The sequence below is a fragment of the Pseudomonas wayambapalatensis genome (assembly GCF_049942315.1).
Taxonomy (GTDB): Bacteria; Pseudomonadota; Gammaproteobacteria; order Pseudomonadales; family Pseudomonadaceae; genus Aquipseudomonas; species Aquipseudomonas wayambapalatensis.
Genome location: NZ_JBNFMU010000111.1, coordinates 20,916 through 36,403, shown reverse-complemented (window position 1 = coordinate 36,403; position 15,488 = coordinate 20,916). Strand labels below are relative to the sequence as shown.

Here is a 15,488-nt window from a genome sequence, read left to right as displayed (position 1 = left end):
GCTTGTCCCGCGATCGGGCGCGCAGCGGCCGTAAAACCAGGCCCCGAGGTTTTTCAGGAAAAGATAGTCGCTTGGATTGCGGCCGCTTCGCGCCCGATCGCGAGACAAGCCCGCTCCCACAGGGGATTGGGCAGGCCTCAGATTTTGAGCAAGACAGTTGCTCTTGCCCTCAGCGCAGCGCGTAATCCAGCACCACGCCGATGAAGATCAACAGCCCCGCCCAGTGATTGTGCAGGAACGCCTTGAAGCAGGCATCGCGATCCAGCGTACGGGTCGACCAGAACTCCCAGGCGAAGCAGGCCAGGGCGCCCAGCAGCCCCAGGTGGAACCAGCCCCCTAGTTCGAAGCGATTGCCGGCCAGCAACAGGCAGCCGAGCGACAGCACCTGCAAGGTCAGGATGATCACCCGATCGGCCTCGCCGAACAGGATCGCCGTGGATTTCACGCCGATCTTCAGGTCGTCGTCGCGATCGACCATCGCATAGTAGGTGTCGAAGGCTACCGTCCACAGCAGGTTGGCGATGTACAGCAGCCAGGCCGCTGCTGGCAGCTCACCTCCCGCGGCCGTGAAGGCCATGGGAATGCCCCATGAATAGGCGGCACCCAGCACCACCTGCGGGTAGTAGGTGTAGCGCTTCATGAACGGGTAGCAGAACGCCAGGGCAACGCCGCCAAACGAAAGCCACACGGTGCTGGCGTTGGTGCACAGCACCAGCAGGAAACTTATTCCGGTCAGCACCACGAACAGCATCACCGCCTCGCGCGGCTTTACCCGGCCGCTGGCCAGGGGGCGGTCGGCGGTGCGCTTGACGTGGCCATCGACCTTGCGGTCGGCGAAGTCATTGATCGCGCAGCCCGCCGCGCGCATCAACGCTACTCCGAGGCCGAAGATCAGCACGTTGGCCAGGGTTGGTGCACCCTTGGCAGCGATCCACACCGCCGCGAGCGTGGGCCACAGCAACAGGTAGATGCCGATGGGGCGATCCAGGCGGCTGAGCTGGACGAAGTCCCAGGCCCTGGGGTGCAGGCGGTTGAGCGACTTGAGCAGGTGCAGGTACATCAGGGCGATACCTCCTTGTCCGCCTGCCACATCGCGGGCAGGAATACCTCGGCGACCAGCAGGTCCAGGCCATCGCGCTCGAAGCGCGAGCGGCGGCCCCAGAGGTTGGCGCTGGCCACTTCCGTCGGCAACCACGCCTGTGGGTACGTGCACACCTCGATGGGATGGCGAATGAACGCCTGGTCGCAGAACAGCAGTTCGCCGAGCGAGCGGCTGCCCAGGGTTTCCAGGTCGAGGCCGCCGCGCTCCAAGGCCTCGCGGCTGGCGACGCTGCGGGCAAATACCCAGGGCCGGTCATGGCCACGCAGATAGACTTCACGCACCCAGCCCTGCGCGCCTGGCGCAAGATCCAGGGCAAGGCATTCGTCGTCACGCAGTGGCTGCCAGCCTTCGAACAGCGGCGTCACGCAGAAGTGGTCGTGGGAGAGGCGGGTCAGGCGACGAGTCAGGGAGCCTTCGTCGAACAGCCAGTCGAGGGTGCGCTGGTCGAGGTCGCTCGCCAGCTGTGGATACGCCAGCCACGCGACAGCGGCTGCTTGCGGGGATTCGTACGACACGTCGGTATGCTTGTTACATCCAGAGAGGCGGCGAGCTTAGCATGATTGCCGGGTTTGCTTGCATACTGCCGGCCGGGCCAGTACAAAGCCCGTCATGAATTGCGCGGTGAGTCCTTCGCGGCAAAGGGCCATCAGCAGCAACACAAGGCCTGACCGAGGAACCCTGATGAAGAAGTGGCAATGCATTGTCTGTGGGCTGATCTACGACGAAGCCGAGGGCTGGCCGGACGACGGGATCGCTCCGGGCACCCGTTGGGAAGACGTGCCGGAAGACTGGCTGTGCCCCGACTGCGGTGTAGGCAAGAGCGACTTCGAAATGATCGCCATCGGCTGATCGACGACCCCCTGCAAGAGGAAGCACGACATGACGTCCCCCGTGGTGATCATCGGCACAGGCCTTGCGGGCTACAACCTGGCCCGGGAGTTTCGCAAGCTCGACGCTGACACGCCGCTGTTGCTGATCACTGCCGACGACGGTCGCTCTTATTCCAAGCCCATGCTTTCCACCGGCTTTGCCAAGCACAAGGACGCCGACGGCCTGTGCATGGCCGAGCCGGGAGCCATGGCCGAGCAGCTCAAGGCCGAGATTCGTACCCATACCCGCATCAGCGGCATCGATCCTGGCCACAAGCGCCTGTGGATCGGCGAGGAAGCGGTGCCCTACCGCGACCTGGTGCTGGCCCTGGGCGCGCAGACGGTACAGGTGCCGGTCGAGGGCGACGGCGCCGAGTTGGTTTTTCCGATCAACGACCTGGAAGACTACGCGCGCTTTCGTGCCGCCGCCGTCGGCAAGCGGCGCGTGCTGCTGCTCGGTGCCGGGTTGATCGGCTGCGAGTTTGCCAACGACCTCACGCTGGGTGGCTACCAGTGCGACGTGGTGGCGCCCTGTGAGCAGGTGATGCCGACCCTACTGCACCCCGCCGCCGCCAAGGCGGTGCAGGCAGGCCTGGAAGCCTTGGGTGTGCGTTTCCACCTGGGGCCGGTGCTGACTCGTCTGCAACGCTCGGGCGATGGCCTGGAGGCTCACTTGTCCGATGGCCGAACGATTGCCTGCGACCTGGTGGTCTCGGCCGTCGGCCTGCGACCGCGTACAGACCTTGCCGCCGCCGCCGGGCTGCAGGTCAATCGTGGCGTGGTGGTGGATCGCCAGCTGCGCACCTCCCACGCCAACATCTTCGCCCTGGGCGACTGCGCCGAAGTGGAGGGCATCAACCTGCTCTACGTCATGCCGCTGATGGCCTGCGCCCGCGCGCTGGCGCAGACGCTGGTCGGCAACACCACGGCTGTGAGCTACGGTCCGATGCCTGTCACGGTAAAGACACCCGCGTGTCCGCTGGTGGTTTCGCCACCCCCGATGGGCCGGGAGGGCACCTGGCAGGTCGAAGGGCAGGGCAGCGACCTGAAAGTGCTGTGCTACGGCGCTGATGGCCAATTGCTGGGTTATGCCCTAACGGGCTCGGCGGTGATGGAAAAGCTGGCGCTGAATCGGCAGCTTCCGCCGCTTATGGCCTGAATGCCGTTCGAACTGTCGCATTTGGCCTGTCCTTGGCGCGACAATGGCCGCCCAGACACTGGCGCGGCCTCGGTGAGCGTGCCATTCTCACTTCCGTCTGCCGCAGATTAGAGCCTGCGGCGCCTTGGGCGCTGCTTTCGCAGGTAGCACGGCATAACAACAAAAATCCCGTCAAAGAGGCTTCACTATGCGTAAACCAGAACTCGCCGCCGTCATCGCCGAAAAGGCCGATCTGACCAAGGAAAAGGCCAATCAGGTGCTGAACGCGATTCTCGACAGCATCACTGGCGCGCTCGACAAGGATACCGTCACCCTGGTCGGGTTCGGCACCTTCGAGAAGCGTCACCGCGGCGCGCGCACCGGCAAGAACCCACAGACCGGTCAACCGGTGAAGATCAAGGCCAGCAACACTGTTGCCTTCAAACCTGGCAAGAACCTGCGTGACAGCGTCAACGCTCCCGCCAAGCCAGCCAAGAAAGGCAAGTGATCGATTCCTGACACCCCAGTGTCATCCGAACGGGCGCCCCAGGGCGCCCGTTGTGCGTTCTGGCGTATGGAAACGATGTGGCGAGCTGGCGTAAAAAGTTTAAGAAAGGGATAAACTGCGAGCTTCAGTCATATTTCAATCGAGGCGCGTTGATGAAGTTTCGCTTTCTTCTCTGGGCCATGGGTCTGCTGATGGCCAGGGCCAGCCGCAACAACCCGGCTTTCCAGCAGCAACTGCGCGACAAGGACCTGGTGTTCCAGATGCAGACCTTGGACGGCAAGGTGGCCCGGCATTTCACGGTGAGTGGTGAGCGCATCAGCAGCAAGGGTGGCCTGCACCCACAGCCGGCCTTTGCCATTGCCTTCAAGGATGCCGCGTTCGGCTTTGCCACCCTGCAGGCTGGCAACAAGCAGTTGGCGTTCATGCAGGGGATTCAGGACAAGAACATCCAGATCAAGGGCAACCCGGCACTGGTGATCTGGTTCCAGGGGCTGATGAAGTACCTCAAACCTCGCAAGAAGAAGGGCTGATTCGGCCTGTGCAGGAACGGGAAACCCCGCTCCTGCCAGTCAGTGCGGCGCCTGGAACTGCGATGCCAACTCGCGCAGCAACGCTTCGGCTTCCAGTACCTTGCTGACCACGTCCTCCGCCTTGTCGCGCGTCAGCCCCAGGCGTTCGAGCAGCGCATCCGGAATCTCTTCCTGCGGCCCTGAACCGATGCCCCGCGAACGCAGCAGCGACGTGGCCAGGCACACGAGGTTCGGGTAGGCCGAATACTCGCCTTCATAGCTTGGGTCATGCTGGAAGCGCAGCGCTGCAGACAGCTCGTCCGGCATGTCCCACAGTTTCATCAGCCAGGCGCCGATCTGCTCGCGGCTGATGCCCAGCAGGTGCTGCTCGACATAGCTGTGGTACAGGTGCGGGTTGACCTCAAGATGACGACAGATCAGCGAGAAATGCGGCGGGAACACGTGGGCCAGCAGCAGATAGCCGAAGTTGTGCAGCAGCCCCGCCAGGTAGGTGAGGCCGGCTTCGGGGCGTTCAGCGCGCGGCATGGCGCGGGTCAGGCCTTCGATCACTGCGGCCGTGTAGATCGACTGCTGCCAGTAAGGCGTGGCTTGTTGCGGGTGATCTTTCGGCAGGCTCAGGGTCTTGCCCAGGGCCAGGCCCAGCGCCAGGTTGATCACCAGGTCGAAGCCCAGCACGCGAACGATGGCATCTTCCACCGAGCGGATCTTGCCGGGTGACGCGTAGTAGGGCGATGCAGCCCAACTGACTACCTGGGCGGCCAGTGCCGGGTCCGTTTCGACCACGCCGGTGATGTCGTCGACGCTGGCGTTGGGGTCGACGCGCAGCTTGATGATCTTCTGCGCGGTATCGGCCAGCGGTGGGATCTCGATGGTCTGCTCCAGGCGCTGCTGGATGCGTCGGGCAGTGAAGGCCTGGACCGCGTTGGAGATTTCCTTGGTGTCGTCGTGGGGGCGGTCGAGGTTGCGCTGGATACTTTCGACTTCAAGGCCAAAGCTGCCTGCAGTGGCCTTGCTCAGCATGCGCTTGAAATTGTCGCGGGCGATCTCGAGCAGCAGGCCCACCTCGCCGGACTGGATCAGCAGCGAGTCGGCGTCCAGCAGCCGCTCATCGTACAGGCACGGCGAACTGGTCAGGGCCGGGATCGCCGGCAACGCCTTGAGCTGGTGCTTGTCGAGCATCTTCTTCAGACGCTCCAGCGGCACGGCCTTGAGTGTGCGACCGGTCAGCTCTTCCAGGCGCTTCAGGTCCAGCAGGTGGCTCTGGGGGAACAGCACCATGAGCGCGCCGACTTCGTCGTCCAGCAGAACGGCCTGGACGCGCGATTTCGCGGGCAGCCGCGGGTGTTCGGACACCTCGCGATAGACTACGCCGAGCTTGTCCAGCAGCAGTCGGATGACCGACGGAGCGTGCGGGGTTGCGGTGTCCAAGGCCACTTCAGTCATGGTCTGTTTCCAAAGGTGTCTTTTTAAACGCGAAGTATAACCATCCTGAGCCCCGAACTGGGGCACGAATGGGACCGGCGTCACACTTGGCCGTATTGTTGGCCGTGACGCAGCCACCGATCCAGCAGCGGGCTGACATGATCGGGCCAGCGTGCCAGCAATGCCTGTGCGGCGTCGCGTACCGCGGGCAGCAGGTCGGCGTCACGCATCAGGTCGGCGACCTTGAATTGCAGCAGGCCGGTCTGGCGGGTGCCGAGCATTTCGCCGGGGCCGCGCAGCTCGAGATCCTTCTCGGCGATGATGAAGCCATCGTTGGTCTCGCGCATGATCCCTAAGCGTTCGCGGCCGATCTGCGACAGTGGCGGGTGATAGAGCAGCACGCAATGGCTGACTGCGCTGCCCCGACCGACCCGGCCACGCAACTGGTGAAGCTGGGCCAGGCCCAGGCGCTCAGGGTTTTCGATGATCATCAGGCTGGCGTTGGGCACGTCCACCCCCACTTCGATCACCGTGGTGGCCACCAGCAGTTGCAGATGGCCGGCCTTGAATTCGGCCATCACTGCGGCTTTTTCCGCAGGTTTCATGCGCCCGTGGATCAGGCCCACACGCAGCTCGCCGAGCGCGCTGCCAAGCTCTTCGAACGTACTCTCGGCGGCCTGGCAGGTCAGTTCTTCGGATTCTTCGATCAGTGTGCACACCCAGTAGGCCTGGCGCCCTTCGGCGCAGGCAGCGCGGACCCGCTCGACCACCTCGAAGCGGCGGCTGTCGGCCACCAGCACGGTATTGACCGGCGTTCGACCAGGCGGCAGCTCATCAAGAATGGAGGTGTCGAGGTCGGCGTAGGCGCTCATGGCGAGCGTACGCGGGATGGGGGTGGCGGTCATGATCAACTGGTGCGGACACAGCGTCCCGTTCACGCCCTTCTTGCGCAGGGCCAGCCGTTGCTGCACGCCGAAACGGTGCTGCTCGTCGATGATCGCCAGGGCCAGGTGGCGAAACTTCACTTCTTCCTGGAACAGTGCATGGGTGCCGACCACCATGGGGGCGCCGCCGGCGATCTGCTCCAGCGCACTGGCGCGGGCCTTGCCCTTGAGCTTGCCGGCCAGCCAGGCGACTTCTATGCCCAAGGGTTCGAGCCAGCGCTTGAAGGTGATGTAGTGCTGTTCGGCGAGGATCTCGGTAGGCGCCATCAGCGCGACCTGGTAACCGGCCTCCAACGCCTGCAGCGCTGCCAGCGCAGCAACCACGGTCTTGCCGGCACCCACGTCACCTTGCACCAGGCGCATCATCGGTTCTGGCTGGCTGAGGTCGTAGGCGATCTCGTTGCCGACCCGCTGCTGGGCACCGGTGGGGCTGAATCCGAGGTTGGCCAGGTATTGTCCGGGCAGGCGGCTGGCCTTGGGCAGCACCGGGGCTCGCAGGGCGCGCAGGCTCTCACGCAGGCGCTGCTGGGAGAGCTGGTGCGTGAGCAGTTCCTCGAACGCGAGGCGGTGCTGGGCCCAGTGCTGGCCTTCGGCAAGCTCGTCGAGGTCGGCGTCGGCGGGTGGGTTGTGCAGATAGCGAATGGCGTCGTCCAGTGGCGCCAGGTGATAGTCGCGGGCCAGCTCATCCGGCAGCCAGTCGGGCAGGCTACGCGGGCCGAGCTTGCTCAGGCTGAGCTGGCAGAGCAGGCGCAGACGCTGCTGGGTGAGGCCTTCGGTGGTCGGGTAGATCGGGGTGAGCGTCTGCTCGACCGGCGGTGGCGGCTCGTCGCCGTTGAGCGCGCGGTATTCCGGATGATAGATCTCAAGGCCAGAGGCGCCGGGGCGTGCTTCACCGTAGCAGCGCAGGTGGGTGCCACGCTTGAGGCCTTCCTTCTGCGCGTTGCTGAAGTGATAGAAGCGCAGGCTCAGCACGCCCGTGCCGTCGCCCAGGCGCACTACCAAGCTGCGGCGCTTGCCCATGGTCACGTCGGCACCGCTGACCACGCCTTCGATCACGGCATCCTGACCCGGACGCAGGGCGCCGATCGGTACGACGCGGGTGCGATCCTGATAGCGCAGTGGCAGGTGGAACAGCAAGTCCTGCAGGCTTTCCAGGCCGACCTTGGCGAGCTTTTCCGCCATGGCCTCGCCGACGCCCTTGAGCTCTGTGACCGGGACCTTCGACAACTCCGTCATGGCATCAGGCCGGCTGTGGCGCAGGCGCCTTGGCGACCGAACAGAGGCGGATCGAGTCGGCGAGGATCTCGATGGCCTTTGGCCGTGGGAAGCTGGCGCGCCAGGCGATGGCCACGGTTCGGAACGGTGCAGGCGCTGTCAGTGGACGCACTTCGATGACGCCCGGGGCGTAGTGATGGCTGTGCACCGCCGACAACGGCAGGATCGAAACACCCAGGCCCGAGGCGACCATATGCCGGATGGTCTCCAGCGAGCTGGATTCGACCGTGGTGTGCTTCGAAGCATCGTTACCCTTGTTCAACGTCGGGCAGGCTTCGAGCACCTGGTCGCGGAAGCAGTGACCCTCGCCAAGCAGCAGCAGGCTCTTGTCGTTGAGCAAGGCGGTGTCGATGGTCTTCTTGGCGGTCCAGGGGTGGTCGGCCGGCATCAGCGCACAGAACGGCTCATCGTACAGCGGCAGCGTCAGCACGTCGGCCTCGTTGAACGGCAGCGCGATGATCACCGCGTCCAGTTCGCCGTTGCGCAGTTTCTCGCGCAGCACGTGGGTGAAGTTCTCTTCGATGTACAGCGGCATCTGCGGGGCGACCCGGTGCAGCTGTGGAATCAGGTGCGGGAACAGGTAGGGGCCGACGGTATAGATGGCGCCGACCTTCAGCGGTGCGGTGAGCTGGTTCTTGCCGGCCTGGGCCAGTTCGCGAATGCCCTGGGCCTGCTCGAGCACCTTCTGCGCCTGGGCGACGATGCTTTCGCCGACCGGTGTCAGGCGCACGGCGCTCTTGCTGCGTTCGAAGATCAGCACGCCCAGCTCGTCCTCAAGCTTCTTCACCCCGACCGACAGGGTCGGCTGGCTGACGTGGCAACGCTCGGCGGCGTGGCCGAAGTGCTGCTCCTGAGCGAGTGTGACGATGTAGCGGAGTTCAGTGAGGGTCATAACGTGCGTCCATGAAGTTGCGGCCCCAGCATAGCGGGTGCAATCGATAGACGCACGTTATCAGACTTGCGGTTTTGTGACAGATGCAATGTATCAGCGCTTGTCCAGCGAGTAGACGAAGGGCGCCACTACCTCGATCGTGCCATTGTTCAACAACTCCGCAGGCGGCTTGGGTACCGTGCCGGCGCGGCGGATCATGTCCATCGTCGCGCGGTCCAGTGCAGCACTGCCTGAGCCTCCGGCCAATGAATACGACAGCACCTTGCCTTCGGCATCGACCACGAAGCGCAGTCGGTTGATCCCTTGCAGGCCACGGCGACGCGCGTCTTCCGGGTACCTCTTGTACTTCGCCAGGTGACGCAGCAGGTCGCTTTGCCACGTCGGCAGGGCGTTGCTGTTGGAGGCGATACTCGGCTGCGGCGCTGCCGATTTCTGCGGCGGCGCGTTGCTGGGCGCGGTATCGGCCACTTGTTCCTTGGCCGGTGGTTCGTCCTTCGGCGGCTCAGGCTTTTTCTCGGGCTTGGGCGGCTGGGGCTTGGCCTTCGGCTTGGGCGGCTTCGGGATCGCGATTTTCGGTTTCGGAGCCTCCACCAGCTTGGGCAGCGGTGGCTCTTCGACCGGCGCAGGCGGCTGTGGAGCCGCTTTCGGTGGTGGCGGTGGCGCGGGCTCTGGGATCGGCGCCAGCTCGACCATCATCGCTGCCGGCGGCAGCTCGATAGCCTGGGGCACCGACCAGTTGAGCGTCAGCACTACGGCGATCACGTGCACACCGAGCACGGCTGCGAGGCTGCCACCGTAGCGCACCAGGTTGGAGCGCTTGTTCGTCATTTCTTGGCTGCCGTCTCGAGTCCGACCAGACCGACCTTGAGGTAGCCGGCCGCGCGCATGGTGTTCATCACTTCCATCAGGTCGCCGTAGTCAACACCCTTGTCGGCCTGGAAGAAGATGGTGGTTTCCTTGTCGCCCTTGGTCTTGGCGTCGAGCATCGCGCCAAGCTGTTCGGGCAGGGGCACCGCGTCATCGCCGACGTACAGCTTCTTGTCGGCCTTGACGCTGACGAACACCGGTTTCTCGGGCCTCGGTGCGGGTTTTGCGGTCGAGGCCGGCAGGTCGACCTTGATGTCGACCGTCGCCAGTGGTGCGGCAACCATGAAGATGATCAGCAGTACCAGCATCACGTCGATGAACGGCGTGACGTTGATTTCGTGGTTCTCGGCGAGGTCGTCGCCACCTTCGTTGAGATGCAGGCCCATGGCTTACCCCACTTTCACCATGTGCGGGGCGGCGCGCTCGCCAGCCTGATGGTCCAGGTCACGGCTGACCAGCAGCAGGACCTGCGCCGAGGCGTCGGAGACCTGCGCCTTGTAGCCGGCGATGGAACGGGCGAAGACGTTGTAGATGACCACGGCCGGGATCGCGGCGACCAGGCCCAGGGCGGTGGCCAGCAGGGCTTCGGCGATGCCTGGGGCAACGACGGCGAGGTTGGTGGTCTGGGTCTTGGCGATGCCGATGAAGCTGTTCATGATGCCCCACACGGTGCCGAACAGGCCGACGAATGGCGCGGTGGAGCCGATGGTGGCGAGCACGCCGGTGCCGCTGCTCATGTTGCGACCGCTGGCGGCGACCAGACGCTCCAGGCGGAAGCTGACACGTTCCTTGATGCCTTCCTTCTCGCGGGCGTTGGCCGACAGGCGCATTTCCTCGAGGGCGTCGTGGACCAGGGTGTGGGCCAGGGTGCCTTCCTTGTGGGCGACGCTGCTGGCTTCTTTCAGGCTGGCGGACTTCTTCAGCAGGGCGATTTCACTGCGCAGGCGACGCTTGGCGCCCATCAGCTCGAAGCCCTTGGCGATCCAGATGGTCCAGGTGATGATGGAGGCGATGACCAGGCCGATCATCACCGCCTTCACGACGATATCGGCGTTCTTGTACATGCCCCATGGGGACAGGTCGTGGGCCATGCCCAGCGAGGTGTCCTCGACCAGCGCTTCGCCGTTCTCGTCTGCTGGCGCCTGGGCCTCGGCGGGCTCAGCGCCGTTGGCAGGTGCCTGGCCGGTGGCGGCCGGATCAGCCGGAGCGACTGCCGCAGGAGGGGTGGCGCCGTTGGCGGCAGGCTCTTCAGCCATGGCGGCCGGGGCCAGCACCAGGCTGAACAGCAGCGCGGCGATGGCGCGCCAGGCGCGCGACGTGGTTGGCGAAGCGGAAGGTTGAGTACGAGTCATGCTGGCCGGACCTGATGAAGAAAAATAAGGTGGTGTTCTCCATGGCCTCGAGGCGGGCCGAGAACTGATCAGGGCGCCATTATTGCAAGTAATTCTTGTTAACAAAAGTAATAGAGTAACTTTTTTTACGCCTTGGATAGCCGCTGATCGTCTAATACGGCTAGCCTGGGCCTTTCGTTATGGAGTGAAGTGATGTCGGATCTGTCCGCGATGATCGTAGGTTGTGGTGATGTAGGCAGCCGCCTGGCCCGGCAACTGCTTGCTCGCGGCTGGCAGGTGCATGGGCTGCGCCGCACGGTGGGACAACTGCCTGCAGGCGTTCTGCCGGTGGCGGCCGATCTGTCCGACGCCAGTGTTCCTGCCGCCTGGCCCGAGCGTTCGCCGGACTACCTGGTGTATTGCGTGGCGGCCAGCCAGCACGATGAGGCCGGTTATCGGGCCGCCTATGTCGAGGGTTTGCGCAACGTACTGGCCTGGCTGGCGCACAAAGGGCAACGCCCGCGCCGCTTGCTGTTCGTGTCCAGCAGCAGTGTCTATGCGCAGCAGGACGGCGAGTGGGTCGAGGAAGGTGCGGCCACCGAGCCCGAGGGGTATTCGGGGCGGATCATGCTGGAGGCCGAACGCCTGGCGCTCGAGAGCGGGATTCCCGCCAGCGTGGTGCGCCTGACGGGTATCTATGGTCCCGGCCGCGAATGGCTGCTGAGCCAGGTGCGCCAGGGATACCGGGTGGTCGAGGAGCCACCGCTGTACGGCAATCGCATTCATGCCGAGGACGCGGCCGGGTTGCTGGCGTTCCTGCTGCAGGCTGACGCGGAAGGCGCGGAGCTGCAGGACTGCTACATCGGTGTCGACGACGATCCAGCCCCGCTGGCCGAGGTGGTGGCCTGGCTGCGTCAGTACATGGGCGTTACCGAGTGGTCGGACGAGCAGCGCGTGCGCCGCACCGGCAGCAAGCGCTGCAGCAATGCGCGGGCACGGGCGCTGGGCTGGGTGCCGCAGTATGCGAGCTACAAGGAAGGGTACGCCGCGATCCTGAAAGGCTGAAGCCAAGCCTCCACACCACCGGTGTCGAGGCTGGCCGGGTATCCCTGTGGAAGCGGCGGTTCGGCGCCCCGACTTGCCCGCGAATCGGATACCGCGCTGCATGGCACCGGCTTCGCCGGTGATCGCGGGACAAGCCCGCTCCCACAGGGATTGGGCTGGCTGTCAGATTCTGGACGAGACAATTGCTCCTGCAAGTAGCGGATCAGTCGCGTTCAAGCACCCACTGCCGCGCGCCAGCCGCGAGCTCCGGCATTTCGTCGGGCTGCGCCCGGTTGACCGCGCGGAAGATCTCCAGCTTGTCGTCATCACGCTTGAACACCCAGGGGGCGCCGCGTTGGTCGCGCTCCAGCCAGAGGCTGTCGTTGTCGCCGCCCATGGACGCGCAATCTCCGGCAAGGCACAGGGCGTAACGGTCCAGATCGGGCAGGCCGGTCACGCCGCCGTCGTCGGCGAAGCGGACCTTGGCGCCCTGGCCCGGGCCTTCGACGATTTTCCATTCACCGCCCAGGTATGCCTTGTACAGCGCCTTCTCGAAGCTGCCGCCCAGTGGGGCGTCGGCCGGTGTCGGGAGCTTGCTGCGCACGAAGGTCTGTTTGGCGCCGGAGGTATCGGTCGTTTGCAATTCGTCGCCGTCGAGGCTCAATTGCTCGCTCTGGCCGCCTTCGAAATTGGCTTGCCATTGTTTGTCCGCCGCGACGAGGCTGCCCTCGGCGACTTCGAAGCCATTGCTGTAGCGAGCTTGCTGGCTGGCGACGTCGATCTTCCATTCGAACACCGGGCCATGGCTGGACAGCGCCTTGCGCAAGCTGTCGCCCTTGACGGCGGCGTCGATGGCATCCTGGTTGATCCAGGTGCCGTTGAAATCTTCAGGTTTGTGGCTGGCGCAGCCGCCCAGAAGCAGGGCTGCCAGCGCGAGAGGCAGGGCATGACGCATGGTGGGAACCTTCAGGAAGGGAAGGCGGCAGGCCGGGCGCCTGCCGCCTGGGGCATCACTCGATGACGAGGATGGCGTCCATCTCGACTTGCGAGCCCTTGGGCAGGGCAGCCACGCCGATCGCGGCGCGGGCCGGGTAGGGCTGCTCGAAGTAGCGGCCCATGACCTCATTGACCTTGGCGAAGTGGCTCAGGTCGGTGAGGAAGATGTTCAGTTTGACGATATCCTTGAACGAACCGCCAGCGGCCTCGGCAACAGCCTTGAGGTTTTCGAAGACTTGCACGGTCTGTGCCTCGAAGCCTTCAACCAGCTCCATGGTCTTGGGGTCCAACGGAATCTGGCCCGACATGTAGACGGTGTTGCCGGCCTTGATCGCCTGGGAGTAGGTGCCGATGGCGGCAGGGGCCTTGTCGCTGTTGATGACAGTCTTGGTCATGTTGACTCCTTGCGGTTGACGGACTACGCACGCGTTCGGGTGATGCGGACCACGCCGGTCAGGGTGCGCAGCTTCTTGATCACGCGAGCCAGGTGCACGCGGTCGCGCACGCTGACCACCAGTTGGACCACGCTGACGCGACCGTCGCGCTCATCCATGCTGATCTTCTCGATGTTGCCGTCGGCGGCGTTGACGCTGCTGGCCAGCAGGGCGATCAGGCCGCGCTGGTGCTCCAGCTCGACGCGCAGTTCGACGTTGAACTCGCCGGTGACGTCCTTGGCCCAGGAGAGCTGCAGGCACTTCTCCGGGTTGTGCCGGATTTCACTGATGTTGCGGCAGTCTTCCAGGTGGACGACCATGCCCTTGCCCGCCGACAGGTGGCCGACGATGGGGTCCCCCGGGATCGGCGTGCAGCACTTGGCGTAGCTGAGCACCAGGCCTTCTGTGCCGCGGATCGCCAGCGGGCCCTCGGGCGATGGCAGTTGCTCGCCTTCGGCCGACAGCAGGCGGCGTGCGACCACGTAGGCCATGCGGTTACCCAGGCCGATGTCTTCGAGCAGGTCTTCGACGAGCTCCAGACGGTATTCGGTGAGGATGGCCTGGACGCGCTCGTCGGCGATCTTGTCCAGGCTGCTGTCGAAGCCGGTCAGCACTTTGTTCAGCAGGCGTTCGCCGAGGCTGATGGATTCGGAGCGGCGCTGCTGCTTGAGCGCATGGCGAATGTGCGTGCGCGCCTTGCCGGTCACCACGAAGTTGAGCCAGGCCGGGTTCGGGCGTGCGCCCGGGGCGCTGACGATCTCGACCGTCGAGCCACTTTGCAGCGGCTCGGAGAGCGGTGCCAGGCGACGGTTGATGCGGCAGGCGATGCAGCTGTTGCCGACGTCGGTGTGCACCGCGTAGGCGAAGTCGACGGCCGTGGAGCCTTTGGGCAGCTCCATGATCCGGCCTTTGGGGGTGAAGACGTAGACCTCGTCCGGGAACAGGTCGATCTTCACGCTCTCGATGAACTCCAGCGAGTTGCCGGCCCGCTGCTGCAGCTCGAGGATGCCCTTGACCCATTGGCGGGCGCGGGCGTGGCTGCCCTTGGGCTGCTCTTCCTCGTTCGACTTGTACAGCCAGTGCGCCGCGATGCCGTTATTGGCCATCTCTTCCATTTCGCGGGTGCGGATCTGGATTTCGATGGGCACGCCGTGCATGCCGAACAGCGTGGTGTGCAACGACTGGTAGCCGTTGGCCTTGGGAATCGCGATGTAGTCCTTGAAGCGCCCCGGCAGTGGCTTGTACAGGTTGTGCACGGCACCCAGCACGCGGTAGCAGGTGTCGACCTTGTCTACGATGATGCGGAAGGCGTACACGTCCATGATTTCGTTGAAGGCGCGGCGCTTGCCGCGCATCTTCTTGTAGATGCCATAGAGGTGTTTCTGTCGGCCGCTGACCTCGCCCTCGATGCCATCCGCGGCCAGGCAGTTGGCCAGCGAGGTCTCGATCTTGGCGACGATTTCCTTGCGGTTGCCGCGCGCGCTCTTCACCGCTCGGTGAATGAGCGAGGAGCGCATGGGGTGCATGGCCTTGAAGCCCAGGTCCTCGAACTCCACGCGCACGGTGTGCATGCCCAGGCGGTTGGCGATGGGGGCGTAGATCTCGAGGGTTTCCTTGGCGATGCGCCGGCGCTTTTCGCCGGACAGCACTTCCAGGGTGCGCATGTTGTGCAGGCGGTCGGCCAGCTTGACCAGGATCACGCGGATATCGCGGGCCATGGCCATGGCCATCTTCTGGAAGTTCTCGGCTTGCGCCTCGGCCTTGGTCTCGAAGTTCATCTGGGTCAGCTTGCTGACCCCGTCGACCAGCTCGGCGACGGTTTCGCCGAACTGCTGGCTGAGAGCTTCCTTGGCGATGCCGGTGTCTTCGATCACGTCGTGCAGCATGGCGGCCATCAGGCTCTGATGGTCCATGTGCATATCGGCGAGAATGCTGGCGACCGCCAGCGGATGGGTCACGTAGGGCTCGCCACTGCGGCGGCGCTGGCCATCGTGTGCCTGCTCGGCATAGAAATAGGCCCGGCGCACCAGATTGACCTGGTCGGGGCCCAGATAGGTCGACAGCCGCTCGGCGAGGGCTTCTATACCCGGCATGGTTTCACCTCTTGCAGAGGAAGAGGATCGTGTGCCGCGCGAC

The 15,488-nt window shown here is 64.7% G+C and carries 16 protein-coding genes; 5 read left to right on the top strand and 11 right to left on the bottom strand.

Annotated elements, in window-relative coordinates; genetic code table 11:
• Nucleotides 1-169: 169 nt before the first annotated feature.
• On the bottom strand, nucleotides 170-1,060 hold the full coding sequence (gene ubiA / locus ACPZMI_RS05510; RefSeq protein ID WP_186670083.1) for a 4-hydroxybenzoate octaprenyltransferase: 891 nt from the start codon (nucleotides 1,058-1,060) through the stop codon (nucleotides 170-172).
• Nucleotides 1,060-1,617: a chorismate--pyruvate lyase family protein gene (locus tag ACPZMI_RS05505; RefSeq protein ID WP_186670081.1), complete on the bottom strand. Its 558-nt coding sequence runs from the start codon at nucleotides 1,615-1,617 to the stop codon at nucleotides 1,060-1,062. The genes ubiA and ACPZMI_RS05505 overlap by 1 nt, the downstream gene beginning before the upstream one ends.
• Nucleotides 1,618-1,783: 166 nt before the next feature.
• On the opposite strand from ACPZMI_RS05505, the gene ACPZMI_RS05500 reads away from it, so the two are divergent.
• The 4 genes from ACPZMI_RS05500 (at nucleotide 1,784) to ACPZMI_RS05485 (ending at nucleotide 4,147) form a co-directional block, all read left to right on the top strand.
• A complete protein-coding gene (locus ACPZMI_RS05500; protein ID WP_011536423.1) occupies nucleotides 1,784-1,951 on the top strand; it encodes a rubredoxin in 168 nt (55 codons plus the stop codon).
• A gap of 30 nt (nucleotides 1,952-1,981) precedes the next feature.
• Nucleotides 1,982-3,130, top strand: coding sequence for an NAD(P)/FAD-dependent oxidoreductase (locus ACPZMI_RS05495; RefSeq protein WP_186670079.1), 1,149 nt, complete (start codon nucleotides 1,982-1,984; stop codon nucleotides 3,128-3,130).
• 187 nt (nucleotides 3,131-3,317) lie between these two features.
• A complete protein-coding gene (locus ACPZMI_RS05490; RefSeq protein ID WP_016394014.1) occupies nucleotides 3,318-3,617 on the top strand; it encodes an HU family DNA-binding protein in 300 nt (99 codons plus the stop codon).
• 152 nt (nucleotides 3,618-3,769) lie between these two features.
• Complete coding sequence (locus ACPZMI_RS05485; RefSeq protein WP_186670077.1) at nucleotides 3,770-4,147, top strand: helicase; 378 nt, start codon at nucleotides 3,770-3,772, stop codon at nucleotides 4,145-4,147.
• Between the two features lie 39 nt (nucleotides 4,148-4,186).
• Here the strand turns inward: ACPZMI_RS05485 and ACPZMI_RS05480 are convergent, their stop codons facing one another.
• The 6 genes from ACPZMI_RS05480 to exbB form a co-directional block, all read right to left on the bottom strand.
• The gene (locus ACPZMI_RS05480) at nucleotides 4,187-5,590 is read right to left on the bottom strand and encodes an aminoacyl-tRNA deacylase and HDOD domain-containing protein (RefSeq protein ID WP_186670075.1); all 1,404 of its coding nucleotides are present in this window, start codon (nucleotides 5,588-5,590) and stop codon (nucleotides 4,187-4,189) included.
• Nucleotides 5,591-5,670: 80 nt separating this feature from the next.
• Nucleotides 5,671-7,749, bottom strand: coding sequence for an ATP-dependent DNA helicase RecG (gene recG, locus ACPZMI_RS05475; protein WP_186670073.1), 2,079 nt, complete (start codon nucleotides 7,747-7,749; stop codon nucleotides 5,671-5,673).
• A gap of 4 nt (nucleotides 7,750-7,753) precedes the next feature.
• A complete protein-coding gene (locus ACPZMI_RS05470; protein ID WP_054894878.1) occupies nucleotides 7,754-8,680 on the bottom strand; it encodes a hydrogen peroxide-inducible genes activator in 927 nt (308 codons plus the stop codon).
• A gap of 93 nt (nucleotides 8,681-8,773) precedes the next feature.
• Complete coding sequence (locus tag ACPZMI_RS05465) at nucleotides 8,774-9,508, bottom strand: energy transducer TonB (protein WP_186670071.1); 735 nt, start codon at nucleotides 9,506-9,508, stop codon at nucleotides 8,774-8,776.
• Nucleotides 9,505-9,933, bottom strand: a complete 429-nt coding sequence (gene exbD, locus ACPZMI_RS05460) for a TonB system transport protein ExbD (RefSeq protein ID WP_186670069.1) — start codon at nucleotides 9,931-9,933, stop codon at nucleotides 9,505-9,507. The genes ACPZMI_RS05465 and exbD overlap by 4 nt, the downstream gene beginning before the upstream one ends.
• A 3-nt stretch (nucleotides 9,934-9,936) precedes the next feature.
• Nucleotides 9,937-10,899, bottom strand: coding sequence for a tonB-system energizer ExbB (exbB, locus tag ACPZMI_RS05455; protein ID WP_426351830.1), 963 nt, complete (start codon nucleotides 10,897-10,899; stop codon nucleotides 9,937-9,939).
• A gap of 192 nt (nucleotides 10,900-11,091) precedes the next feature.
• Between exbB and ACPZMI_RS05450 the strand changes: the two genes are divergently transcribed.
• A complete protein-coding gene (locus ACPZMI_RS05450) occupies nucleotides 11,092-11,943 on the top strand; it encodes an SDR family oxidoreductase (RefSeq protein WP_426351829.1) in 852 nt (283 codons plus the stop codon).
• Between the two features lie 202 nt (nucleotides 11,944-12,145).
• Here the strand turns inward: ACPZMI_RS05450 and ACPZMI_RS05445 are convergent, their stop codons facing one another.
• The 3 genes from ACPZMI_RS05445 to spoT are packed head-to-tail and all read right to left on the bottom strand — an operon-like array spanning nucleotide 12,146 to nucleotide 15,445.
• Entirely contained in the window at nucleotides 12,146-12,877 is a 732-nt protein-coding gene (locus ACPZMI_RS05445; RefSeq protein WP_426351828.1) for a hypothetical protein, read from the bottom strand.
• A 55-nt stretch (nucleotides 12,878-12,932) separates the two neighbouring features.
• Nucleotides 12,933-13,313, bottom strand: a complete 381-nt coding sequence (locus ACPZMI_RS05440) for a RidA family protein (protein ID WP_029612280.1) — start codon at nucleotides 13,311-13,313, stop codon at nucleotides 12,933-12,935.
• Between the two features lie 23 nt (nucleotides 13,314-13,336).
• Nucleotides 13,337-15,445, bottom strand: coding sequence for a bifunctional GTP diphosphokinase/guanosine-3',5'-bis pyrophosphate 3'-pyrophosphohydrolase (spoT, locus tag ACPZMI_RS05435; RefSeq protein WP_186670062.1), 2,109 nt, complete (start codon nucleotides 15,443-15,445; stop codon nucleotides 13,337-13,339).
• Nucleotides 15,446-15,488 lie beyond the last annotated feature (43 nt).